Annotated in this window: 23 protein-coding genes and 1 pseudogene; 13 read left to right on the top strand and 11 right to left on the bottom strand. The window is 72.0% G+C overall.

The features are described from left to right. Window positions 1–51: 51 nt before the first annotated feature. A complete protein-coding gene (locus ACF059_RS02025) occupies window positions 52–852 on the top strand; it encodes a hypothetical protein (protein ID WP_392052981.1) in 801 nt (266 codons plus the stop codon). Between the two features lie 31 nt (window positions 853–883). Here the strand turns inward: ACF059_RS02025 and ACF059_RS02030 are convergent, their stop codons facing one another. Continuing rightward, window positions 884–1,819: a LysR family transcriptional regulator gene (locus ACF059_RS02030; protein ID WP_392050176.1), complete on the bottom strand. Its 936-nt coding sequence runs from the start codon at window positions 1,817–1,819 to the stop codon at window positions 884–886. Between the two features lie 211 nt (window positions 1,820–2,030). Between ACF059_RS02030 and snpA the strand changes: the two genes are divergently transcribed. Further along, a complete protein-coding gene (gene snpA / locus ACF059_RS02035) occupies window positions 2,031–2,687 on the top strand; it encodes a snapalysin (protein WP_392050179.1) in 657 nt (218 codons plus the stop codon). Here the strand turns inward: snpA and ACF059_RS02040 are convergent. From ACF059_RS02040 to ACF059_RS02060, 5 genes are all read right to left on the bottom strand, one after another. Then, window positions 2,684–2,944: a hypothetical protein gene (locus ACF059_RS02040; RefSeq protein ID WP_392050182.1), complete on the bottom strand. Its 261-nt coding sequence runs from the start codon at window positions 2,942–2,944 to the stop codon at window positions 2,684–2,686. The two genes, snpA and ACF059_RS02040, sit on opposite strands and share 4 nt — an antisense overlap. A gap of 51 nt (window positions 2,945–2,995) precedes the next feature. Beyond that, a complete protein-coding gene (locus ACF059_RS02045; protein ID WP_392050185.1) occupies window positions 2,996–3,580 on the bottom strand; it encodes a dihydrofolate reductase family protein in 585 nt (194 codons plus the stop codon). Window positions 3,581–3,637: 57 nt separating this feature from the next. Next, entirely contained in the window at window positions 3,638–4,276 is a 639-nt protein-coding gene (locus tag ACF059_RS02050) for a GNAT family N-acetyltransferase (protein WP_392052984.1), read from the bottom strand. Window positions 4,277–4,401: 125 nt separating this feature from the next. Further along, on the bottom strand, window positions 4,402–5,460 hold the full coding sequence (locus ACF059_RS02055; protein ID WP_392052987.1) for a family 2 encapsulin nanocompartment cargo protein polyprenyl transferase: 1,059 nt from the start codon (window positions 5,458–5,460) through the stop codon (window positions 4,402–4,404). Beyond that, window positions 5,451–6,857 carry a family 2B encapsulin nanocompartment shell protein gene (locus tag ACF059_RS02060; RefSeq protein WP_392050188.1) on the bottom strand — a complete coding sequence of 469 codons (1,407 nt, stop codon included), beginning with the start codon at window positions 6,855–6,857 and terminating at the stop codon, window positions 5,451–5,453. The genes ACF059_RS02055 and ACF059_RS02060 overlap by 10 nt, the downstream gene beginning before the upstream one ends. Window positions 6,858–7,093: 236 nt before the next feature. Between ACF059_RS02060 and ACF059_RS02065 the strand changes: the two are divergent. The 4 genes and pseudogenes from ACF059_RS02065 to ACF059_RS02080 form a co-directional block, all read left to right on the top strand. Beyond that, a pseudogene (locus ACF059_RS02065) lies at window positions 7,094–7,528 on the top strand (RrF2 family transcriptional regulator); the annotation flags it as partial. A 230-nt stretch (window positions 7,529–7,758) separates the two neighbouring features. Next, window positions 7,759–8,928 carry a globin domain-containing protein gene (locus ACF059_RS02070; RefSeq protein WP_392050191.1) on the top strand — a complete coding sequence of 390 codons (1,170 nt, stop codon included), beginning with the start codon at window positions 7,759–7,761 and terminating at the stop codon, window positions 8,926–8,928. Window positions 8,929–9,038: 110 nt separating this feature from the next. Beyond that, window positions 9,039–9,629: an N-acetylmuramoyl-L-alanine amidase gene (locus tag ACF059_RS02075; protein ID WP_392050194.1), complete on the top strand. Its 591-nt coding sequence runs from the start codon at window positions 9,039–9,041 to the stop codon at window positions 9,627–9,629. Window positions 9,630–9,754: 125 nt separating this feature from the next. Then, entirely contained in the window at window positions 9,755–10,705 is a 951-nt protein-coding gene (locus ACF059_RS02080) for a 1-aminocyclopropane-1-carboxylate deaminase/D-cysteine desulfhydrase (RefSeq protein WP_392050197.1), read from the top strand. Between the two features lie 13 nt (window positions 10,706–10,718). Here ACF059_RS02080 and ACF059_RS02085 read toward each other — a convergent pair whose 3' ends face one another. Next, window positions 10,719–12,299, bottom strand: a complete 1,581-nt coding sequence (locus ACF059_RS02085) for a Na+/H+ antiporter (protein ID WP_392050201.1) — start codon at window positions 12,297–12,299, stop codon at window positions 10,719–10,721. A gap of 55 nt (window positions 12,300–12,354) precedes the next feature. Between ACF059_RS02085 and ACF059_RS02090 the strand changes: the two genes are divergently transcribed. The 3 genes from ACF059_RS02090 to ACF059_RS02100 all read left to right on the top strand — a co-directional run bounded on the left by ACF059_RS02090 (window position 12,355) and on the right by ACF059_RS02100 (window position 14,255). After that, a complete protein-coding gene (locus tag ACF059_RS02090; RefSeq protein ID WP_366866425.1) occupies window positions 12,355–12,615 on the top strand; it encodes a UBP-type zinc finger domain-containing protein in 261 nt (86 codons plus the stop codon). Window positions 12,616–12,828: 213 nt separating this feature from the next. Then, window positions 12,829–13,242 carry an anti-sigma regulatory factor gene (locus tag ACF059_RS02095; RefSeq protein ID WP_360888176.1) on the top strand — a complete coding sequence of 138 codons (414 nt, stop codon included), beginning with the start codon at window positions 12,829–12,831 and terminating at the stop codon, window positions 13,240–13,242. A 17-nt stretch (window positions 13,243–13,259) separates the two neighbouring features. Then, a complete protein-coding gene (locus ACF059_RS02100) occupies window positions 13,260–14,255 on the top strand; it encodes an RNA polymerase sigma factor SigF (protein WP_360888772.1) in 996 nt (331 codons plus the stop codon). 21 nt (window positions 14,256–14,276) lie between these two features. Here the strand turns inward: ACF059_RS02100 and ACF059_RS02105 are convergent, their stop codons facing one another. Further along, window positions 14,277–14,795, bottom strand: coding sequence for a hypothetical protein (locus ACF059_RS02105; protein ID WP_392050205.1), 519 nt, complete (start codon window positions 14,793–14,795; stop codon window positions 14,277–14,279). A gap of 93 nt (window positions 14,796–14,888) precedes the next feature. On the opposite strand from ACF059_RS02105, the gene ACF059_RS02110 reads away from it, so the two are divergent. Continuing rightward, window positions 14,889–15,854 (top strand): diacylglycerol/lipid kinase family protein, encoded by a 966-nt coding sequence (locus ACF059_RS02110; RefSeq protein ID WP_392050207.1) that lies wholly within the window; start codon window positions 14,889–14,891, stop codon window positions 15,852–15,854. Between the two features lie 318 nt (window positions 15,855–16,172). Further along, window positions 16,173–16,430 carry a WhiB family transcriptional regulator gene (locus ACF059_RS02115; protein ID WP_003953983.1) on the top strand — a complete coding sequence of 86 codons (258 nt, stop codon included), beginning with the start codon at window positions 16,173–16,175 and terminating at the stop codon, window positions 16,428–16,430. A gap of 163 nt (window positions 16,431–16,593) precedes the next feature. Here the strand turns inward: ACF059_RS02115 and ACF059_RS02120 are convergent, their stop codons facing one another. Both ACF059_RS02120 and ACF059_RS02125 read right to left on the bottom strand, forming a co-directional pair. Further along, window positions 16,594–18,063: a sensor histidine kinase gene (locus ACF059_RS02120; RefSeq protein ID WP_392052990.1), complete on the bottom strand. Its 1,470-nt coding sequence runs from the start codon at window positions 18,061–18,063 to the stop codon at window positions 16,594–16,596. 393 nt (window positions 18,064–18,456) lie between these two features. Beyond that, window positions 18,457–19,053: a TetR/AcrR family transcriptional regulator gene (locus tag ACF059_RS02125; RefSeq protein ID WP_392050210.1), complete on the bottom strand. Its 597-nt coding sequence runs from the start codon at window positions 19,051–19,053 to the stop codon at window positions 18,457–18,459. A gap of 83 nt (window positions 19,054–19,136) precedes the next feature. Between ACF059_RS02125 and ACF059_RS02130 the strand changes: the two genes are divergently transcribed. Next, complete coding sequence (locus ACF059_RS02130) at window positions 19,137–19,898, top strand: SDR family oxidoreductase (RefSeq protein WP_392050213.1); 762 nt, start codon at window positions 19,137–19,139, stop codon at window positions 19,896–19,898. A gap of 23 nt (window positions 19,899–19,921) precedes the next feature. On the opposite strand, the gene ACF059_RS02135 is transcribed toward ACF059_RS02130, so the two are convergent. Then, on the bottom strand, window positions 19,922–20,782 hold the full coding sequence (locus tag ACF059_RS02135; protein ID WP_392050216.1) for a leishmanolysin-related zinc metalloendopeptidase: 861 nt from the start codon (window positions 20,780–20,782) through the stop codon (window positions 19,922–19,924). Between the two features lie 184 nt (window positions 20,783–20,966). Between ACF059_RS02135 and nagB the strand changes: the two genes are divergently transcribed. After that, complete coding sequence (gene nagB / locus ACF059_RS02140) at window positions 20,967–21,752, top strand: glucosamine-6-phosphate deaminase (protein ID WP_392050219.1); 786 nt, start codon at window positions 20,967–20,969, stop codon at window positions 21,750–21,752. Window positions 21,753–21,754 lie beyond the last annotated feature (2 nt).

Consider the following 21,754-nt stretch of genomic DNA (forward strand, 5'->3'; position numbering starts at 1 on the left):
TCCTGAAATCCGCCCTTTGGAGGCTATTTGCCTTACTGTGTGAGCATGTCAATCTCCAGGACCGCGACCGGCGGAATGCTGCTGTGCCGCGCCGAACCCCGTGCCGTCCGTCCCCCGGCGCACCTGCTGCGCGTACGCCTGCTCCTGGCCCCGGCGGGCGAATGGACCGCGCTCGTCCCCGAGGACAAGCCGTGGCTGAAAGGGGAGGAGACCGTGGCCGAGACCCTCTCCGGCTGGGGCTCCGCGCTCGCGATCGGCGCCCACTGGCCCGTGCTGAGCCTGTGGTGGGACGGCGGCCGGGCCGGCTTCGCCCTGCTCAGCGGTTTCCGGCGGACCGCCTCCTACGCGTGGGACGCGGCCGGGCGCCCCTCCGGCGAGCCCGATGCGATGCGGGCCCTGGCGGCGCGGCTCGGCCTGGACCCCGTGCTCGACCTGGAGGATCTGGAGCGCCTCACCCGGCCCGGGGCCGAGGACGGCGAGGCCCGGCTGCTCGGGCTGATCGCCCTGCTGGCGCGCGCCGGCCTGGCCCTGCCCCCCGGCCTGAGCCCGGGCGAGCCGGCCGACCGGCTGCGGGCCTCGGCCCGGGTCGCGCCCGGCGCCGAGGCCGTGCAGTGGTCCGGCTGGCGCGACGCGGTGCGGGCCGAGCTCGACGCGGTGGAGGCCGGCCCGCTGGGCCCGTGGGTCCGCGGCCCGAGGGCCCGGCTGCTCGGCGCGGCCCAAGTCGCCGCCGGAGCACCCCTCTTGGCCTGGGCGGCCCGCCGGCGCAGCCCGGGCTGGGCGGGCGCGGGGGCCCTGCTGATGGCCCAGGGCGGCCTGTCCCTCGCGTACGACCGCGCCCGCGCCCGGCGTTAGGCGAGGGCCCCGCCCGCCCCGCGCCGCCCGGTCACACCGCCTCCAGGAGCGGGCTCGCGTGGTGGTGGAGCCAGGCCCGGTACGGGGGTGTCCGCAGGGCGGCCTCACGGTAGGCGGAGCGGAGGTCCTCGTAGACCTCGGCGTGCGCGCCCGGCCTCGTCGCCAGCAGCAGCCGCACCGCGAGGGGGTCCCCCGACAGCGGCCGGATCGCCATGTCCTCGCGCGGCCCGGAGGTCGGCTGGCAGGGGGCGACGGCCTCGCCGGAGATGATCAGCGAGGTCGCGGTGTGGTAGTCGGCCTGGAGCACGGGCGGATCGAGCCCCGCACCGGCGAAGACGCGCCGCAGCCCGTCCCACTCGCCGTCCACCGAGGGGTCCACCATCCAGCGGTCGGTGGCCAGGTCCCGTAAGGAGACGACCTCCTGCCGCGCGGCCGGATGGTCCGGGGACATCGACACGAACTGCGGCTCGCGCTCCATCAGGACGTGCATCTGGAGCCCCGCCGGCACCCGCAGCGGGCTGCCCTCCACCTCGTGCACGAACGCCACGTCCAGCTGCCCGGCGTCCACCATCCTGAGCAGCGCGTTGGCCGAGACGTCCACCACCAGCGAGGTCTCGGTGTCGGGCAGCCGCCGGTGCAGCCTGCGCAGCCAGCCCGGCAGGGCCCGGCTGGCCGTGGAGCCGATGCGCAGCCGCGGGCCGTGGGACAGCGCCCGGGCCTCCGCCACGAGCGCGGCCATGTCGGCGAGCAGCGGGCGGGCCCGGCCCAGTACGGTGCGGCCGAAGGGGGTGGGCCGGCAGCCGGTGCGCTCGCGCAGGAACAGCTCGCCGTCCAGGGCCCGTTCGATCCGGCGCAGCTGGGTCGTCAAGGAGGGCTGGCTCACGCCGAGTTGCCGGGCGGCCTTGTGCAGGCTGCCGGCGTCGGCGATGGCACACAGCGCACGCAGGTGCCTGACCTCAAGCTCCATGACCCGAGGGTAGGCCGCGGCCCGTGGCCCGCACCAGCCACCAAAAGCCCCCCGAATCCCGCCATTCTCACCCTAGTTGATCTGTCGAAATCTTCCCGATAGGCCCGCGCTATCGGGCAGTGACATCATCCGCCGGGCACTTCCGCTCCCGCAGACTCCGGTACCGAACGATCCACCCCCCACCGCACCGGACGAGTAGGAGCTCCCCCACATGCGCCACTCCCGTAAGGCCGTGCTGGCCACCACCATCGGCCTCGGCCTCGCCGCAGCCCTCGGCGTCGTCCCCACCGCCAGCGCCGCGCCCGCTCCCGTCGGCAGCCCCGCCAGCTACACCGCGTACGAGCGTTCCCAGGAGAACGAGGCCGCCAACCGCGCCTTCTTCGAGGCCGTGCAGCGCTCGGTGGCCGAGCAGCGTGCCGCGAACCCCGGCCTGCTGGCCGTGACCGTCACCTACAACACCCGCAACGCGCCCAGTTTCCGCACCCAGATAGCCCGTTCCACGCAGATCTGGAACAGCTCGGTGACCAACGTCAAGCTGCAGGAGGTGTCCACCGGCGGGAACTTCTCCTACCGCGAGGGCAATGACTCACGCGGTTCGTACGCGAGCACGGACGGGCACGGCCGGGGTTACATCTTCCTCGACTACCAGCAGAACCAGATCTACAACTCCACCCGGGTGACCTCGCACGAGACCGGCCACGTGCTGGGCCTGCCGGACCACTACTCGGGCCCGTGCAGCGAGCTGATGTCGGGTGGCGGCCCGGGCACCTCGTGCACGAACGCCACGCCGAACTCCACCGAGCGCTCGCGCGTGAACCAGCTGTGGGCCAACGGGTTCGCCGCCTCCGGTCTGGACACGAAGGGCTAGACCCGCCCGCCCTCGGCGGGGGCGTACCGCGGGCATTCCGGGTTCCGGCAGGGGCCCGGCCCCCATTCCGGTACGAAGATCCCGAGTGACTTGCGCCGCTTGACGACCGTCTCGACGGGGCGCCCACAGGCCGGGCACGTGTGCTGTTCGTGCCCGGCCTGCGGGGCGACCGTCTCGTGCGGGTGCTCGTGCTCCTCGCGCCCGTGCCGCCCGTGCGCGTGCGCCCCGTGTGCGTGCTGCTGCTGTTCACCGGCCATACCTCCACGGTAGGCCGGTTTCGCCCGTTTCGGCGGGTCCGTGCGAGGCCGTCAGCGCGTAACGGCGTACGTGGTGACGATCTGGCCGCCGCCGAGGACCTTGACCCCGGTGAGCTCCAGGGGGCGGGCACCGAAACCGGCCCGGGTCATCGGCATGCCGGTGCCCGCGAAGACCGGGTAGGTCTTGACGACGAACTCGTCGATCTCGTCGATCAGCTGGGTGGCGAGGTCCGCCCCGCCGCACAGCCAGATGCCGAGCCCGTCCCGGGCCTTGAGCGCGCGGACCTCGGCCGCCACGTCCCCGCTGATCAGCCGCACCTGCGGGTCCGGCGCGGCGGCGAGGGAGCGCGAGACGACGTACTGCTCGGGCAGGTGGCCGTAGGGGCTGGTGACGCCCTGCTTCAGGCCCGGCTCGTAGGTGCCGCGCCCCATCAGGACCGCGTCGAAGTGCCGGGGCTCGGCGTCCTCGATGCCGAGCTGGGCGCGGGCCGGGGAGGAGATGGTCTCCGGGTACTCGGCCTTGAGGAAGTCGATGAACTCGCGGTCGAGGTGGGCGTAGAAGAAATCGCCGTCGCCGTTCGGGGCCCCGATGAAGCCGTCGACCGACGTGGCGATGAAGTACGTGAGCTTGCGCAAGCGATTCTCTTCCGTTCGGCAGCGCCCGCGCACCGCGGACACGCCAGGTAAAGTACTTCAGCTGAAGTGGTTCTGCAAGGGCTCGCCTTCGGGGCACGCCCGGGGCTTGCGCCACATCGGCCACATCAGCGGCCCCTCGGGCAACCGCACCGCCTCGCCGGTGAACTCCCAGCCGAGCCGCTCGTACAGCTCCTTGCTGCGCTCGCTGCTCGCCTCCAGGTACGCCGCCACGCCCTCGCGGTCGCAGCGCTCCAGCACGGGCCGCATCAGCTCGGTGCCCAGCCCCTCCCCCTGCCGGGCCGGGTCGACCGCGATCATCAGCAGGTACTCGTGCTCCTCGGCCGTCGGGTGCACCGCGCCCGTCAGCCGGCCGACCAGCTCGCACCGCTCGTTGTCGGGGTCGGCCGCCTCCCGCATCCTGGCCGGCACCTCGTCCTCGGCGGGCTCCGCGTCCGGATCGCCCGCCGGGATCCGCAGCCACAGGGCCGCCGCCGAGCCGTCCGCCGCGTAGTCGATGCGGCCCTCGGCGAGCGCCACGTCCACGAACACCCCGAGGAACTTGCCGTGCACGGCGGCCCGGTGGGCGGGGTCCGGGAAGACCCAGCAGCTCACCGGGTCGGCGCGGAAGGCCTCGTCGAGCAGTCGGGCCACCGCGTCCCGGTCCGACTGATCCGCCTGACGTATCTCCAGCGCCACCGCTCCACACCTTTCGCTCACGTCTCAACCACCGCAAGCGATCCTAGAGTTGCGCCGGAAGCGGCGTAAGGCCCGTTCCGGCACCGTGCGGTGCCGGAACGGGCCTCCCCCGTATCCCTACGCCTTCACCTCGTGCGGCGCGTCACGAACTCCGCCAGCGCCAGCAGCCCGCCGGCCGCCCCCAGGTCGGAGACGGCCCGGGACAGCTGCTGCACCGCCCGGCCCATCCGGTCCGCGGCATGGGCCTGCGCCCAGTCGCGCCCACCGGCCCGGTCCACCGCGTCGGCCGCCTTGCGTACGTCGTCACCGGTCATGGGACCGGCGTACAGGGCGGCCAGTTCCTCCCCCGCCGCGGTGCCCGAGGTGAGGGCGGCCACGACCGGAAGGGACTTCTTGCGGGCGATCAGATCGGCTCCGGCGGGCTTGCCGGTGTGCCCCGGGTCCCCCCAGATGCCGATCAGGTCGTCGATCAGCTGGAAGGCCAGCCCGGCCTCCCGTCCGAAGGCGTCCATGGCGTCGACCTCGTCCGGACCGGCTCCCGCGTACAGCGCGCCCAGCGCGCAGGAGCACCCCAGGAGCGCCCCGGTCTTGGCCATGGCCATGGCCAGGCACTCGTCGAGCGAGACGCTCGCGCGCTGCTCGAAGGCACAGTCCGCCTGCTGGCCCGCGCACAGCTCGATGACGCAGGCCGCGAGCCTCGACGAGGCCGCCGCCGCTGCCGGATGCGGATCCTCCGCGAGCAGCCGCAGTGCGAGCGCCATCATGGCGTCGCCCGCGATGATCGCGTCCGCCGTCCCGAAGACGGTCCACGCGGTGGCCCGGCCGCGCCTGCGGACGTCCTTGTCGATGACGTCGTCGTGCAGCAGCGTGAAGTTGTGCGCCAGCTCCACGGCCGCCGCGGCCCGCACCACCTCCTCGTCCCGTCCACCCTCCGGCCCCCGCAGGGCCTGGGCCGCGGCCAGGACCAGGGCCGGGCGGATGGCCTTCCCGGCGTTGCCCGCCGCCGGGGTGCCGTCCGCGCGCTCCCAGCCGAAGTGGTACATCGCCACGCGCCGCATCCCGCCGGGCAGGCTCTCGACCGTCCTGCGCAGGTGCGGGTTGACCGTCTCCCTCGTCCGTTCCAGCAGGGCCGCGGCCTCCTGCCCCTCGCCGGTCGCGATGGCGCTCACCGCACTCAGCGCCAGCGGCCGATCTCGACGTTCTCCAGCACGCCGAGCGCGTCCGGCACCAGCACCGCGGCGGAGAAGTACGCGGTGACCAGGTACGAGATGATCGCCTGCTCGCTGATCCCCATGAAGCGGACCGACAGGCTCGGCTCGATCTCGTCCGGGATGCCCGGCTGGTGCAGGCCGATCACGCCCTGCTCGTCCTCGCCGGTGCGCATGCACAGGATGGACGTGGTGCGGGCGTCGCTGATCGGGATCTTGTTGCTGGGGAAGATCGGCACGCCGCGCCAGGCCGGCACCCGGTGGCCGCCGATGTCCACCGTCTCCGGGTAGAGCCCGCGCTTGTTGCACTCACGGCCGAAGGCGGCGATGGCCTTGGGGTGGGCGAGGAAGAGCTTGGATCCGCGCCGCATGCTGAGCAGCTGGTCCATGTCGTCGGGGGAGGGGGCGCCGTCGTGCGGCTGGATGCGCTGGTCGTAGTCGGCGTTGTGGAGCAGGCCGAAGTCGCGGTTGTTGAGCATCTCGTGCTCCTGGCGCTCGCGCAGCGCCTCGACCGTGAGCCGCAACTGCTGCTCGGTCTGGTTCATGGGGTGGTTGTACAGGTCGGCGACGCGGGTGTGCACCCGCAGGACCGTCTGCGCGATGGAGAGTTCGTACTCGCGCGGGCGGGCCTCGTAGTCCACGAAGGTGCCGGGCAGGACGGCCTCGCCCTCGTGGCCGGCGGAGAGGTCGATGGCGGCCTCGCCGTACTTGTTGGTCCGCTGGGCGGGCAGAGTCCGTACGCGTTCCAGGTGCTCGCGCAGCGAGTCGACCCGGTCGGCGAGCAGCTGGAAGTCCTGACGGGTCAGGACGAGGGCGGTGCCGGAGGTGGCGGCGCGGGCGGTGTACTCCCAAATCGATTCTTCATCGAGGAGGGAGTCCTCTCCGAAGAAGGCGCCGTCGGCGACGGTCCGCAGGACGGCGTCGTCCCCGTAGGGGCCGGGGCCGATCTGGTCGATGCGGCCGTGGGCGAGGAGGAACACCTGGTCCGAGGGGCTGCCGAAGGAGGTGAGCTCCTGGCCCGCCTCGAAGTCGACCTGGCGGCACCGCTGGGCGAGTTCCGTGAGGACTTCCTCGTCCTCGTAGTCGCGCAGGTACGGGAGCTCGCCGAGCTCGGCGGGGATGACCTGGACCTGGGTCCCGGTTTTGATGAACTCGACGACGCCGTTGCCGACGGAGTAGCTGAGCCGGCGGTTGACGCGGTACGTGCCGCCCTGCACGGACACCCACGGCAGCATCTTGAGGAGCCACCGCGAGGTGATCTCCTGCATCTGCGGCACGGACTTGGTCGTGGTTGCCAAGTTCCGCGCGGCCGATGTCCCAAGACTGCGCTGCGGTGCCTGGGCCTCGGATTCGGAACCTGCCTGGACCGACATGTATTTCCCTTTCGATCACTCCATGGATCTGCGGGGCCAGCGTTTCAGCACCGTGCGTGGTGGGACCATTACACAAAAGGGTGGGACTACTCCGTCCGAGTAAGGGGCACTCTTTGGGGTCCACTCCCGTCCCACGCGCCCCTTGCGCCCCACGTCGCCCGCGGTTTTCAGCCAAGTCGGCGTCGCGGGGCGGTTTAATTTGCATGCTGGATGCAAGTTTCTCTACGGTGACCCGCATGCGGCTGACCCGATTCACCGACCTGGCGCTGCGCGTCCTGATGCGCCTGGCCGTCGTGCGGACGGACCCCCCGACCACGCGCGACGTGGCGGCGACCATGGAGGTTCCCTACACGCACACGGCCAAGGTGGTGGCCAGGCTGCAGCACCTCGGGCTGGTCGAGGCCCGGCGCGGCCGCGGCGGCGGGCTCACCCTGACGCCCGCGGGGCGGGCCGCCTCGGTGGGCGGGGTGGTGCGCGAACTGGAGGGCGCGGGCGACGTCGTGGACTGCGACGGCACCACCCCCTGCCCCCTGCGCGGCGCCTGCCTGCTGCGCAGCGCCCTGCGCCGAGCCCAGGAGGCCTTCTTCGCCGCCTTGGACCCGCTGACGGTGAACGACCTGGTGGCGTCCCCGACGGGGCCCCTCCTGCTGGGCATTTCGAGCAGCGCCCCCGGCGCCACCGGCAGTCCAAGCAGGCCGGGCAGTCCGGGTAGCCCGGCGGGGTCGAGGGCCGAAGGGCCCTGACCCCGGGGGCCGGATGGCCGATTCCCGTCGGCCGTCCACACCCCTAGGCTCGAACCGCCCCGGAGGTCGAACGCAAGTCCGTATGGCCGCGGGCCTTTCTTCCGCCCAAAAATACGCATCCTAGATTCCAATTCAGTAGATCACGCAAGGAGCTCCAGATGCTTTCCGAGAAGTCGACGGCGACCGTACGAGCCACCCTGCCCGCCGTGGGCGCCGCGATCGGCGACATCGCCGAGCTCTTCTACGCGAAGCTGTTCGCCGCCCACCCCGAGCTGCTCCGCGACCTGTTCAACCGGGGCAACCAGAACGCCGGCCTCCAGAAGCAGGCCCTCGCCGGGTCGATCGCCGCCTTCGCCACCCACCTCGTCGAGCACCCGGACACGCGTCCCGACGTCATGCTGACCCGCATCGCCCACAAGCACGCCACTCTCGGCGTCACCCGCGAGCAGTACCCGGTCGTCCACCGGCACCTCTTCGCGGCGATCGCCGAGATCCTCGGCGAGGCCGTCACCCCCGAGGTGGCCCAGGCCTGGGACGAGGTCTACTGGCTGATGGCCAACGCCCTCATCGCCCTGGAGGAGCGCCTCTACGCCGAACAGCGGGTCACCGCCGGGGACGTGTGGCGGGAGTGGACGGTCACCGACCGCGTCGAGGAGACACCGGACTGCACCACCTTCCGGATGGTCCCCGCCGACGGCGCACCGGCCCCCGCCTTCAAGGCCGGCCAGTACGTCTCGGTCCAGGTCGAACTCCCGGACGGGGCGCGGCAGATCCGCCAGTACAGCCTCTCCTCCTCCCCCGGCTCCCCGGTGCGCGCGATCACCGTCAAGCGGGACGGCGAGGTCTCCACCCACCTGCACGCCCACGTCCGCGCCGGCGACACCGTGCGCGTCTCGGCCCCGTACGGCGACCTGGTGCTCGCGGACTGCGACGCGCCGCTCCTGCTCGCCTCGGCCGGCATCGGCTGCACCCCGATGCTGTCGATGCTGGAGGACCTGGCCGACCGGGGGCACGCCGCCCCGGTGACGGTCCTGCACGCCGACCGCTCCCCCGCCGACCACGCGCTGCGCGCCGACCACCGGGCCCTGACGCACAAGCTGGCCGACGCCTCGGCCCGTTTCTGGTACGAGGAGGCGGCGGAGCCGGGCGACGGCTGCGGCCTCATGGACCTCACGGCCGTCCCGGTGGCGCCCGGCACCCGGGCCTACCTCTGCGGGCCGCTCCCCTTCATGCGGGCCGTCCGGGAGCAGCTGCTCGCCAAGGGCGTGCCGGCCGCCGACGTCCACTACGAGGTGTTCGGGCCGGACCTGTGGCTGGCCTCCGCCTGACGAGTGGCCGGATATCGCCCTAGCGGCGGAAGGGTCGCCTCCACTAAACCGGAGCGTGACGGGACGGACACACAGGGTGTCCGTCGCGCACCGCACCGAAGGAGGCGGCCATGGCCGCACCCATGTCCGCGGACCGGTTCATCAACGCACTGCGCAACGAGGGTCTGACCGTCGTCGAGGTCGGCGCCTGGCGCACCCACAACCGCAACCACAAGGGCCCCTGGGGCCCCGTACACGGGGTGATGATCCACCACACCGTCACCCACGGCACCCCGCACACCGTCCAGCTCTGCCGCGAGGGCCACGAGGGCCTGCCGGGCCCCCTGTGCCACGGCGTGATCGCCAAGGACGGCCGCGTCCACCTGGTCGGCTACGGCCGCGCCAACCACGCGGGCGCCGGCGACTCGGACGTCCTGGCCGCGGTCATCGCGGAACGGCGCCTGCCCCCGGACAACGAGGCCGACACCGACGGCAACCGCCACTTCTACGGCTTCGAGTGCGAGAACCTCGGCGACGGCAAGGACCCCTGGCCGGCGGTCCAGCTCGAAGCCATCACCCGCGCGGCGGCGGCCGTCTGCCGCGTCCACGCCTGGACCTCCCGCTCGGTCATCGGCCACCTCGAATGGCAACCGGGCAAGATCGACCCGAAGGGCTTCACCATGTCCTCCCTCCGCGCCCGCATCGCGGACCGCCTGACCTGACCACCCCGCGCTCCGCCCGGACCGGCCGCGGCTCATCCCGGTGAGCCGCCCGCCTGGCGAAGTGCCGGTGTGGGAGGGGGGCTCTGACGTGCGGCGCAGGGGGGACGGCGGCGCACAATGGGCGGGTGAAGCGTTCCGCGCACGTTGACGTGCTTCTGCAGCCGCGTCCGCCGTCCCCGTTGCAGGAGGTCCGTGACGACCGGTTCGAGCGGCACGGGGTTCGGTTGCTGCTGAAGCGGGACGACCTGATCCACACCACCGTCCCCTGGGACGCGGACCTCCTCGGGCCCGTGGAGCTGCACCCTCCGGGGAACAAGTGGCGCAAGCTCGCGCCGAATCTGCGGGCCGCCGTGGCCGAGGGGCGGGGGTGCCTCGTCACCTTCGGTGGGGCGTACTCGAACCACCTGCGGGCCACCGCTGCCGCCGGGCGGCTGCTCGGCCTGGGGACCGTCGGCGTCGTGCGCGGCGACGAGCTGGCCGGGCGGCCGCTCAACGACTCGCTCGCCCGGTGCGCGGCCGACGGGATGCGGCTGCACTTCGTGTCCCGGTCGCAGTACCGCCGCAAGGCCGATCCGCAGGCGCTGGCGGAGCTGGTGCGGGAGGCCGGGGCCGAGGGGGCGTACGTGGTCCCCGAGGGCGGCAGCAACGCCCTCGCGCTGCACGGCTGCGCCGAGCTCGGCCGCGAGCTGCGGGGCGCGGCCGACGTGGTCGCGGTCGCCTGCGGGACCGGCGGGACCCTGGCGGGCCTGGCGGCCGGGCTGGGCCCGGGGCAGCGGGCGCTGGGCGTACCGGTCCTGGCGGGCGGGTTCCTGGACGCGGAGATACGGGCCCTCCAGCTGGCCGCCTTCGGGGGCCCGGCCGGGGCCTGGGCCCTCGCGGAGGACTTCCACCACGGCGGCTACGCCCGTGTCCCGGCCGCCCTGGACGCCTTCGCCGCCGGGTTCGAGGACCGCCACGGCCTGCCGGTCGAGCGGGTCTACGTCGCGAAGCTGCTGTGGGCGCTGACCGAGCTCACCGACTCCGGGGCCTTCCCGCGGGGCACCACCCTGGCCGCCGTCATCACCGGCCGGCCGTGACCCGCCAGAGGGCCTAGCCCTTCTCGCGGTAGGCCGCCGCCTCCTCCAGGTCCAGTCTGCGCAGCAGCGCCCGGAGCATCTCGTCGTCGATGCGCCGCCGGTCGCGCAGCGCGACGAAGACCTCCCGCTCCGCCTCGATCATCTCCCGCGCCAGGCGCCGGTAGACGTCGTCCGCCGACTCCCCCGTCACCGGGTTGACCTCGCCCAGCCGTTCCCACACGGCGTTGCGCCGCCGCTCCAGCACCGTCCGCAGCCGGTCCGCCAGCGGCGGCGGCAGGGTGCTGTTCTCCGGTTCCTCCAGCAGTTCCGCCAGCCGTTCCTCCGCCGCCCGCGAAGCCTCGCTCTGCGCCTGCGCCTCCGCGAGCGTCTCCGCCTGGACGTCCTTCGGCGGCAGCTTCAGCGCCCTGATGAGCGGGGGCAGCGTCAGCCCCTGCACCACCAGCGTCCCGATGACCGTCGTGAAGGTCAGGAAGAGGATCAGGTTGCGGTGCGGCACGTCGATCGGGACGGAGAAGGCGATGGCCAGCGAGACCACGCCCCGCATCCCGGCCCATCCCACGATCACCGGGGCCTTCCAGTCGGTGTCCGGCTCGCGCGTGCGGATCCGCTCCGACAGCCGGCGCGGCAGGAAGGTCGCCGGGAACACCCACAGGAACCGCGCCACCACCACCGCGAGGAACACGGCGGTCGCGTACCAGGCCGCGTGCAGGCCCTCGTACTCCCCCAGCCCCTTCAGGACCACCGGCAGCTGGAGTCCGATCAGCGCGAAGACCACCGACTCCAGCGCGAAGGAGACCATCTTCCACACCGCCTCCTCCTGGAGCCGGGTGGCGAAGTCGACCTGCCAGTTCCGGTGCCCGAGGTACAGCGCGACGACGACCACCGCCAGCACTCCGGAGGCGTGCACCCGCTCGGCCGCCGCGTACGCCACGAAGGGGATCAGCAGCGAGAGGGTGTTCTGGAGCAGGGGCTCGCGCATCCGCTTGCGCAGCTGGTGGATGGGGACCATCAGCAGCAGGCCCACGCCGATCCCGCCGACCGAGGCCAGCAGGAACTCCACGATCCCGCCCGCCCAGCCGGCGCTGACCCCTATCGCCGCGGCCAGCGCCACCTTGTAGGCGGTGATCGCGGTGGCGTCGTTCACCAGGGACTCGCCCTGCAGGATGGTCGTCATCCGGTTCGGCAGCCCGAGCCTGCGGGCGATGGCGGTCGCCGCGACGGCGTCGGGCGGGGCGATCACCGCGCCGAGGACCAGCGCCACCGGCAGCGTCAGCCCCGGCACCACCAGGTACGTGGCGTATCCGACGGCGAGCGTCGCGAAGAGCACGTAGCCGACGGAGAGCATCGCGATCGGCCGGGCGTTCGCGCGCAGGTCAAGGTACGAGCTGTCCACGGCGGCCGTGTGCAGCAGCGGCGGGAGCAGCAGCGGCAGCACGATGTGCGGGTCCAGCGTGTACGCGGGCACGCCCGGCACGTACGCGGCCATCAGCCCGGCCGCGACCAGCAGCAGCGGCGCGGGCACCGGTGTCCGCCGCGCCAGCCCGGCGACGGCCGCGCTGCCAGCGACCAGCGCCACCAGCGGCAATACCTCCATCGAAGATCCATCCTCAGTCGTCGCGCGCCCGCACCCTGGTCGTACGCTGGCCATCATGAGCGAGTGCACGCACGTTGCCGAACTGCCGCGCCCCGAGCCGGTCCCGTCTGCCCAGACCTGCCCCGAATGTCTGGCACTCGGCAGCCATCCCGTACAGCTGCGGATGTGCCTGGTGTGCGGGCACGTGGCCTGCTGTGATTCCTCGCCCCACCGGCACGCCAGCGCGCACCACCGGGAGACCGGGCATCCCGTGATGCGGAGCTTCGAGCCGGGCGAGACCTGGCGGTGGTGTTTTGTCGACGGTTCGATCGTCTGAGGCGGGGTAGGTCAACCCTCCGCCGGTTCCCCTGATTTGATCCGCGCCGACCCCTAGCCACTGTGCGTTCCCATGGGCTTACCATCAGTCACTGGGTAGAGGCATGGCTGGCCGGGCGCTCCCAGCGGGTGCCACGAGGGGTGCCGCGACACGATCGCCCGGATCGCGATAGCGTCACCGGCGAACAGAGCTCGTACCACCTTGGAGGTGAGGGTGTCCCAGATCGCAGGCGAGCCCGGGACTCAGGACTTCGTGGAAGTCCGGCTGCCCGCTGCGGGTGCCTACCTGTCGGTGCTGCGGACGGCCACGGCCGGTCTCGCAGCACGTTTGGACTTCACCCTCGACGAGATCGAGGACCTCCGCATCGCGGTGGACGAGGCCTGCGCGATCCTGCTCCAGCAGGCCGTGCCGGGCTCCGTCCTCAGCTGCGTCTTCCGGCTGATCGAGGATTCGCTGGAGGTGACCGTCTCGGCACCGACCACGGACGGGCGCGCGCCGGAGCGTGACACGTTCGCGTGGACCGTCCTGTCGGCGCTGGCCGGCAAGGTCGAGGCCACGGTCGAGGAGAACAAGACAGTGAGCATCAGCCTCTACAAACAGCGCGGCGCGGGACCAGGCCCGGCGTGAGCGGCGGGGAGGTCCCGGTGCGGGGCGGGGATCGGCCCCCGGTACGGCACGAGGTCGACGGCGGCATCCCGGAGCAGCAGCACGCCCGGCCGCACCCGGCTGACGCGGATGCGGAAGACGGCTTTTTGGACTCGGCGGAGCGACGGGCGGGCCCTATGAGCGAGAACCAGCACGACCAAGCACAGCCACCGCAGGCTGCGCCGCCGGCCCCGGCGGTGCCTGCGGCGGTGTTCCCGGTGACGCCGGCGCTGCCGGACCCGCGCGACCGCAGTGGTGCGCGGGCCCTCTTCATCGAGCTGCGGGCCCTGCCCGACGGGTCGCCGGAGAAGGCGGAGCTGCGCAACCGGCTCGTACGGATGCACCTGCCGCTGGTCGAACACCTGGCGCGGCGCTTCCGCAACCGCGGTGAGCCGCTGGACGACCTGACCCAGGTCGCGACCATCGGCCTCATCAAGTCGGTGGACCGCTTCGACCCCGACCGCGGGGTCGAGTTCTCCACCTACGCCACGCCCACGGTGGTCGGCGAGATCAAGCGCCACTTCCGCGACAAGGGCTGGGCGGTGCGGGTGCCCCGGCGCCTGCAGGAGCTGCGGCTCTCGCTGACGACGGCCACGGCGGAGCTGTCGCAGCAGCACGGCCGCTCCCCCACGGTGCACGAGCTGGCCGAACGGCTGGGGATCTCCGAGGAGGAGGTGCTGGAGGGGCTGGAATCGGCGAACGCCTACAGCACGCTGTCCCTGGACGTCCCCGACACCGACGACGAGTCGCCGGCGGTCGCGGACACCCTGGGCGCGGAGGACGAGGCCCTGGAGGGCGTCGAGTACCGCGAGTCCCTCAAGCCCCTGCTGGAGGGACTGCCGCCGAGGGAGAAGCGGATCCTGCTGCTTCGGTTCTTCGGCAACATGACCCAGTCGCAGATCGCGCAGGAGGTCGGCATCTCCCAGATGCACGTCTCGCGCCTGCTGGCCCGCACCCTGGCCCAGCTCCGCGAGAAGCTCCTGGTGGAGGAGTAGGAGCGCGGGAGGGGACGGGCTCTAGCGAGCCTGCTCCCCCGGCCCGATCCCGAGGGCCTCGGTCGCCGTCGGGTTCACCAGGAGCGCTACGACGGCCACCGCGGCCACGGCCAGGGCCGCGGCGGCGGCGGTCATCGCCCCGCCGGTGGTGTAGAGGGTCCAGGCCACGGGCAGCGCCATCAGCTGGGTGATCAGCGCCGGGCCGCGGCTCCAGCGGCGGCCCAGGCGCAGCCCGCGGGCGGCGATCAGCGGCAGCGCGGCGAGTGCGAGCAGGGTGATCCCGCCGGTCTCGGCCTGCTGCGGGGAGTCGGGGTCGCCCGCGATGCCCACGAAGAGCATGTAGACCCCGAGGCCGGCCAGGGCCAGGCCTTCGAGGGCGGTGAGCGCGGCGGCGCCGGTCAGCCGGCCGGGCAGCGCGGGACGCTCGGCGGCGGCGGGACGCTCGGTGGTGGCGCGCTCGGCGGCAGCCGGTGCGGCGGCGGCCGGTCCGGTGGCGCGTCCGGCGGGGCGGGAGACCTTCGCGGGCTTCTTCTTACTCACTCCAGCAGGGTAGCGGCGCGCCCCGGCCCCGGAGGGGACGGGCAGGAGGGTCGGCATTCGATGCTGGTGGACGGGCTGGGTAGGCTGGCGCTCATGCGTGCACTCCTCGTGGCCAACCCAGCAGCGACCACCACCAGTGCGCGCACGCGTGACGTCCTGACCCATGCCCTGGCCAGCGAGATGAAGCTGGAGGCGGTGACCACCGAGTACCGCGGGCACGCACGGGACCTGGGACGCAAGGCCGCCCACGAGGGACTGGACCTCGTCGTCGCCCTCGGCGGCGACGGCACGGTCAACGAGGTGGTCAACGGGCTGCTGCACGACGGCCCCGATCCCGAGCGCCTGCCGCGGCTGGCGGTGGTCCCCGGCGGCTCCACCAACGTGTTCGCCCGGGCGCTCGGCCTGCCCAACGACGCGGTCGAGGCGACCGGGGCGCTGCTGGACGCTTTGCGCGAGCAGCGCGAGCGGACGGTGGGCCTGGGCCTGGCGGCGGGCACCCCGGGCACGGAGGACGAGTCGGTCCCGGCGCGCTGGTTCACCTTCTGCGCGGGCTTCGGCTTCGACGCGGGTGTGGTCGGCAGGGTCGAACAACAGCGCGAACGCGGCAAACGTTCGACGCACGCCCTCTACGTACGACAGCTCATGCGGCAGTTCTGGGAGGAGCCGAACCGCCGGCACGGCACGGTGACGTTGGAACGCCCGGGCGCGGATCCGGTGAGGGACCTGGTGCTGTCCATAGTGTGCAACACCTCACCGTGGACGTATCTGGGCAATCGTCCGCTTTACGCCTCACCGGAGGCGTCGTTCGATACCGCGCTTGACGTATTGGCCCTGGACCGTTTGTCAACTCCGTCCGTCGCCCGGTACGCGACACAGCTGCTGACCTCGACTCCTGAGCGCGGTCCACACGGGAAGCACGCGGTGTCTCTACACGATCTGACCGACTTCACCTTGCATTCCAAGGTTCCCCTTCCGTTCCAGATGGACGGCGACCACCTCGGACTGCGGACCAGCGTTCGGTTCACAGGCGTACGCCGTGCACTGCGTGTGATTGTGTGAGTGGAAGGGCCAAAAGGCCTTTCACTCGAACGTTTACACGCCGGTCCACCCTCACGATGTAGGGCTGTGACCTAGTAGACACCGACGAATCAAAAAAAACTTTCCGGAAGGGGTTGTATCCCCGTCCGAGGTTTGCGAATCTCTTCATGGCGATCGGGACAGCCCGCAGAACCGGCACCCACTCAGACCGCCAGAACCCCACCACGAATCTTCGGACCGCACCAGGCGACTGGGCGTCGGCCCTTCCCTCGCGGAGGGATTCGTGAAAGCGTTCACATTCACAAGCAACGTGCATGTCACACAAGAGAGGTAGCAGCCATGGACTGGCGTCACAACGCCGTTTGTCGTGAGGAAGACCCCGAGCTGTTCTTCCCCATCGGCAACACCGGTCCTGCGCTGCTGCAGATCGAGGAAGCCAAGGCCGTCTGCCGCCGCTGCCCCGTCATGGAGCAGTGCCTGCAGTGGGCGCTCGAGTCCGGTCAGGACTCCGGCGTCTGGGGCGGTCTCAGCGAGGACGAGCGCCGCGCGATGAAGCGCCGCGCCGCTCGCAACCGGGCGCGCAACGCCAGCGCCTGACAACGACTTTCGAGCCTCGACGCGCAGCGCGTAGAACCGTACAAGCGCTCAGCAACGTGCTCTTGAGCCCCGGACCGATCACCCTTCGGTCCGGGGCTCAGTGCTGTGCGGGGCGCCTCGCGTCACGCTGAGTGACGGGGCGGGTGGGGCGAGAGGGGCGCGGCTACTTCTGCGGGCTGGACGGGATGTCCAGGACGACCTTGGTGCCGCGCGGCTGCGCCCGGACCATGTCGAAGGTGCCGCCGAGCTCCCCCTCCACGAGGGTCCGCACGATCTGCAGGCCGAGGTTGCCGGCGCGCTGGGGGTCGAACCCCTCGGGCAGGCCGCTGCCGTCGTCGCGCACGGTGATCATCAGGCGGCCGTCGGTGCGGCCGGTGCCGGTGCGGGTCGCGGCCACCTCGACGGTGCCCCGCTCGCCCTGGGTGAAGGCGTGCTCCAGGGCGTTCTGGAGGATCTCGGTCAGCACCATCGACAGCGGGGTGGCGACCTCCGCGTCCAGGATCCCGAAGCGGCCGGTGCGCCGGCAGTCGACCTTGCCCGGCGAGATCTCCGAGACCATCGCGATCACCCGGTCGGCGATCTCGTCGAACTCGACCCGCTCGTCCAGGTTCTGAGACAGCGTCTCATGAACGATGGCGATCGAACCGACCCGGCGCACGGCCTCGTTGAGCGCCTCGCGGCCCTGGGGCGAGTCCATGCGGCGGGACTGCAGCCGTAGGAGCGCGGCCACGGTCTGGAGGTTGTTCTTCACCCGGTGGTGGATCTCCCGGATGGTCGCGTCCTTGGTAATCAATTCTCGTTCGCGGCGGCGCAGTTCGGTCACGTCGCGGCAGAGCACCAGGGAACCGATCCGGGTCCCCTTCGGCTTCAGCGGGATGGCGCGCAGCTGGATGACCCCGCCGTTGCCGTCGACCTCGGTCTCCCGGGGGGCCCAGCCGCTGGCGAGCTTGACCAGCGCCTCGTCCACCGGGCCGCGGGAGGGGGCGAGTTCGGCGGTGGTGTTGCCCAGGTGCTGTCCGACCAGGTCGGAGGCGAGGCCGAGGCGGTGGTAGGCGGAGAGCGCGTTCGGCGAGGCGTACGTGACCACGCCGTCGGCGTCGAGCCGGATCAGGCCGTCCCCGACGCGCGGGGAGGCGTCCATGTCGACCTGCTGGCCGGGGAACGGGAAGGAGCCCGCCGCGATCATCTGGGCCAGGTCGGAGGCGGACTGGAGGTAGGTCAGCTCCAGCCGGCTCGGGGTGCGTACCGTGAGCAGGTTGGTGTTGCGGGCGATCACGCCCAGGACCCGGCCCTCGCGGCGGACGGGGATCGACTCGACGCGGACCGGTACTTCCTCGCGCCACTCCGGGTCGCCCTCGCGCACGATCCGGCCCTCGTCGAGGGCGGCGTCCAGGAGGGGGCGGCGCCCGCGCGGGACCAGGTGGCCGACCATGTCGTCCTGGTAGGAGGTGGGGCCGGTGTTCGGGCGCATCTGCGCGACGGAGACGTACCGGGTCCCGTCCAGGGTGGGGACCCACAGCACGAGGTCGGCGAAGGAGAGGTCGGAGAGCAGCTGCCACTCCGAGACCAGCAGGTGGAGCCACTCCAGGTCGGTTTCACCGAGAGCGGTGTGCTGGCGTACGAGGTCGTTCATGGAGGGCACGTGGCGAGCGTACCCCGGGTACGCCCCATGACTTTCCGCACGACTGTACTCAGGAGTATCCAGGAGGGGGCCGTTCCGCGTACTGTTGGAGGAAGTGACGGGTTTCTCGGCCCTGTCATTGGATGGACAGAACAAGATGGTCTAGTCCACAATTGAGGTACAGCTTCCGTCCTCCCCGCACAGGAGGACGGATCGAGGTAAGCCGCGCGCTCTGCCCTGACCGCGCTGGCACCTCCCACCGGCCGTCGGGAACCGCACACCTGTCGGCCGTAAGTACTCCGGGCTACGGTGCGGGGCGGGTCGAGGGTCCCGCCTTGCACCGTGGCCCAGAGGAATCTCCGGGCCCGCCTTCCCCGGCCCTCAGGGCCCACCTCCACACCGCGCTTACGCCGTCGGCCACGCCCGCAGGGCCAGCGCCGCGACCGCCTCCAGCTCTTCCCGGCTCGCCCCGTCGCGCGCCTGCTGGGACATCCCCTGGATCACGGCTCCGAAATAACGGGCCAACGCCCCCGCGTCGGTGTCCGCGGGCAGCGCGCCGGCGGCCACGTCGGCCCGGATCCGGCTCGCGAACAGCTCCAGGTTGGCCGTGCGCCGTTCGCGCAGCGCCTGCGCCACCTCGTCGGAGGTGGTGTTGACGGCCGCGCTGAGCACCATGCAGCCCGGCGGGTGGGCCGGGTCGGTGTAGATCCCGGCCGCCTCGCGCAGGATGCGCTCCAGGGCCGCCCGGGCGGTGGGCTCGTCGGCGAACGCCACGCTCACGAAGTCCGCGTAACGGCTCGCGTACACCGCCACGACCTCGCCGAAGAGGGTGCGCTTGTCGCCGAAGGCCGCGTAGAGGCTGGGGGCGCTGATCCCGATCGTGGAGGTCAGGTCGGAGATGGACGTCGCCTCGTAACCGCGCTCCCAGAAGGCGGTCATCGCCTTGTCGAGGGCGGCGTCACGGTCAAAGGAGCGGGGTCTGCCGCGCTGTCCGGTCACCATGCGCAGATTCTATAGCGGGCGTTAGGGAATCTGATACGGTCCTTTCTGTAGCGACCACTACTGAATGCGGAGGGGGGCGCGTCATGGGCGTGCTCACGGGAAAGACGGCGCTGGTCACGGGCGGCAGCCGGGGGATCGGGCGGGCCGTGGCCGAGCGGCTGGCGCGGGACGGGGCGCTCGTGGCGGTGCACTACGGACGCAACGAGGCGGCCGCGAAGGAGACGGTCGCCGCCATCGAGGCGGCCGGCGGACGCGCCTTCGCCATCGGCGCCGAACTGGGGGTCCCCGGCGACGCCCGGGCGCTCTGGGCGGCGTACGAGGCCCATCCCACGCACACCGAGGGCGTGGACGTCCTGGTCAACAACGCGGGCGCGGCGGTCTTCGCCGGCATCGCGGAGACCGACGAGGAGATGTACGACCGGGCGCACGCGCTCAACGCCAAGGCGCCGTTCTTCGTCATCAAGCACGGCCTGGCGCGGCTGCGGGACGGGGGCCGGATCGTGAACGTGACCGGCACCCCGGACCTCGCACTGCCGGCGATCCTGGCGACGGTCATGGCGAAGGGGGCGGCGAACGCGCTGACGCGCTCGCTGGCCGCGGAACTGGCTCCGCGCGGGATCACCGTGAACTCGGTGGGCCCGGGGATCACCGAGACGGACCTGAACGCGGCCCTGCTCCAGGACCCCGGTACCCGGGCCCACCTGGCCGCCCGCTCCGTCTTCCACCGGGTGGGTACGGCGCAGGAGGTCGCTGACGTGGTGGCCTTCCTGGCCTCGCCGGACTCCCGCTGGGTGACGGGCCAGCACCTGGACGCGACGGGCGGCCTCCAGCTGGCGCTGCTCTAGGCGGCGCTTCCCCGGCTTCCGGGTCAGGGACGGTCGGCGGGGATTTCGCTGGGGACGGTCGGGAGCATGATGCCCCTGGGGGTGACCTCGCCGTCTCCGGCCATCGCGGTGACGAAGGGGTCGGGGAGTTCGTAGGGCTCCGCGGCTTCGAGGTCGACCTCGTAGCCGAGGTCACCCAGGCTCGCCACCGTCAGCCGGCTCAGCGGGTTCCCGACGCCCCCGATGGTCGGCGACATCAGCTCGTTGCCGAAGACCCGCTCGCGCCAGTGGCCTCCCGCGCTGCCCGCGCCACCGACGTTCGCGACCGGCACGGGGGTGGGCCCGGCCCCGATCAGCGTGCCGAACTCCTTCATGGCCCCGGGGCCGACGAAGGTGGGGTTCGGGCCCGGGAAGTCCTTCAGCAGGCCGAACCGCTCCCAGATGGTCCCGATGCCGAGCACATGGCCCATCTCGTGCGTGATGACGTCGAGCAGCGTGCCCTCGTCCTCCATCTGGCCCAGGTCGGCCGTGTCGAACCGCATCATGCCGAGGGCGGGCAGGCGTGCTCCCCTGGCCGCCGTCCGGCGCCGGAAGCGGAGCGGACCCGCCTCCCCGAGGGTGTTGAAGACGCCGTCGATCGGCACTCCCTCGGCGTCGATCAGGAGGTCGTCGATGACGACCTCGCCGGTGAAGTCGCGAATGATCGCGGTCTCCAGGTCGCCCACGATGACGCGTGCCCAGCGCTCGGCCGCCTGACTGAAGATGTCCCTCTGGCCGCTCGTCAGACCCCCGATGAAGCGCACCTCGATCTGGAACGGGGAGGAGGTCGCGGCGAGCAACTCGGCGCGGCCGGCGTCCGCGACCGCACTGTAGGTCTCGAAGGCGTACGTGGTGCCCCTACCCATGACTACCACTCCAATCGGACATACCATGATTTCCTTACATAAACCACCGTAAAGGACAATAGAGTTGTAGACAGGGCAACCAAAAAGGTTGAAGGTTCTCCCGCCCCGCACCCCCTGCCACGGGCGGCAGGCTCTGCTAGATTGGTCTATACCACACCACCCACTCCAGATCGGCAGGCCCCGCGTGGAAGTTGTCATCGTCCCGGACGCCAAGGCAGGCGGCGAGCTCATCGCGGAGGCCATGGCCGCCCTGGTGCGCCGCAAGCCCGACGCCCTGCTCGGTGTGGCGACCGGCTCTACCCCGCTGCCCATCTACGAGGCCCTGGCCGCCAAGGTCGCGGCCGGCCGGGTCGACGTCTCCCGTGCCCGCATCTGCCAGCTCGACGAGTACGTCGGCCTGCCGGCCGGGCACCCGGAGTCCTACCGCGCCGTCGTGCTCCGCGAGGTCGTCGAGCCGCTCGGCCTGTCGGAGGCCTCCTTCATGGGCCCCGACGGCGGCGCCGAGGACCTCGTCGGCGCGTGCGAGGCCTACGACCGGGCCCTGGCCGAGGCCGGCGGCGTCGACCTCCAGCTGCTCGGCATCGGCACGGACGGGCACATCGGCTTCAACGAGCCCTGCTCCTCGCTGGCCTCCCGCACCCGCATCAAGACGCTGACGGAGCAGACCCGCGTGGACAACGCGCGCTTCTTCGACCACGACATGGATCAGGTGCCGCACCACGTCATTACGCAGGGCATCGGCACCATCCTCGACGCCCGCCACCTGGTGCTCCTGGCGACCGGCGAGGGCAAGGCCGACGCCGTCGCGCAGACGGTGGAGGGCCCGCTGTCCGCCCTGGTCCCGGCCTCCGCGCTGCAGTTGCACCGGCACGCCACCGTCGTCGTGGACGAGGCGGCCGCCTCGAAGCTGAAGCTCGCGGACTACTTCCGCCACGCCTACGCCAACAAGCCCGCCTGGCAGGGCCTCTAGAC

Origin of the sequence: Streptomyces sp. NPDC016562, from assembly GCF_043076955.1 — a bacterium.
Lineage (GTDB): Bacteria > Actinomycetota > Actinomycetes > Streptomycetales > Streptomycetaceae > Streptomyces.

Coding starts and splice junctions, on each gene's coding strand:
- ACF059_RS02030 (WP_392050176.1), bottom strand. CDS start 1,819: ATGGAGCTTGAGGTCAGGCACCTGCGTGCGCTGTGTGCCATCGCCGAC.
- snpA (WP_392050179.1), top strand. CDS start 2,031: ATGCGCCACTCCCGTAAGGCCGTGCTGGCCACCACCATCGGCCTCGGC.
- ACF059_RS02040 (WP_392050182.1), bottom strand. CDS start 2,944: ATGGCCGGTGAACAGCAGCAGCACGCACACGGGGCGCACGCGCACGGG.
- ACF059_RS02060 (WP_392050188.1), bottom strand. CDS start 6,857: ATGTCGGTCCAGGCAGGTTCCGAATCCGAGGCCCAGGCACCGCAGCGC.
- ACF059_RS02070 (WP_392050191.1), top strand. CDS start 7,759: ATGCTTTCCGAGAAGTCGACGGCGACCGTACGAGCCACCCTGCCCGCC.
- ACF059_RS02075 (WP_392050194.1), top strand. CDS start 9,039: ATGGCCGCACCCATGTCCGCGGACCGGTTCATCAACGCACTGCGCAAC.
- ACF059_RS02085 (WP_392050201.1), bottom strand. CDS start 12,299: ATGGAGGTATTGCCGCTGGTGGCGCTGGTCGCTGGCAGCGCGGCCGTC.
- ACF059_RS02090 (WP_366866425.1), top strand. CDS start 12,355: ATGAGCGAGTGCACGCACGTTGCCGAACTGCCGCGCCCCGAGCCGGTC.
- ACF059_RS02110 (WP_392050207.1), top strand. CDS start 14,889: ATGCGTGCACTCCTCGTGGCCAACCCAGCAGCGACCACCACCAGTGCG.
- ACF059_RS02115 (WP_003953983.1), top strand. CDS start 16,173: ATGGACTGGCGTCACAACGCCGTTTGTCGTGAGGAAGACCCCGAGCTG.
- ACF059_RS02120 (WP_392052990.1), bottom strand. CDS start 18,063: ATGAACGACCTCGTACGCCAGCACACCGCTCTCGGTGAAACCGACCTG.
- ACF059_RS02125 (WP_392050210.1), bottom strand. CDS start 19,053: ATGGTGACCGGACAGCGCGGCAGACCCCGCTCCTTTGACCGTGACGCC.
- ACF059_RS02130 (WP_392050213.1), top strand. CDS start 19,137: ATGGGCGTGCTCACGGGAAAGACGGCGCTGGTCACGGGCGGCAGCCGG.
- ACF059_RS02135 (WP_392050216.1), bottom strand. CDS start 20,782: ATGGGTAGGGGCACCACGTACGCCTTCGAGACCTACAGTGCGGTCGCG.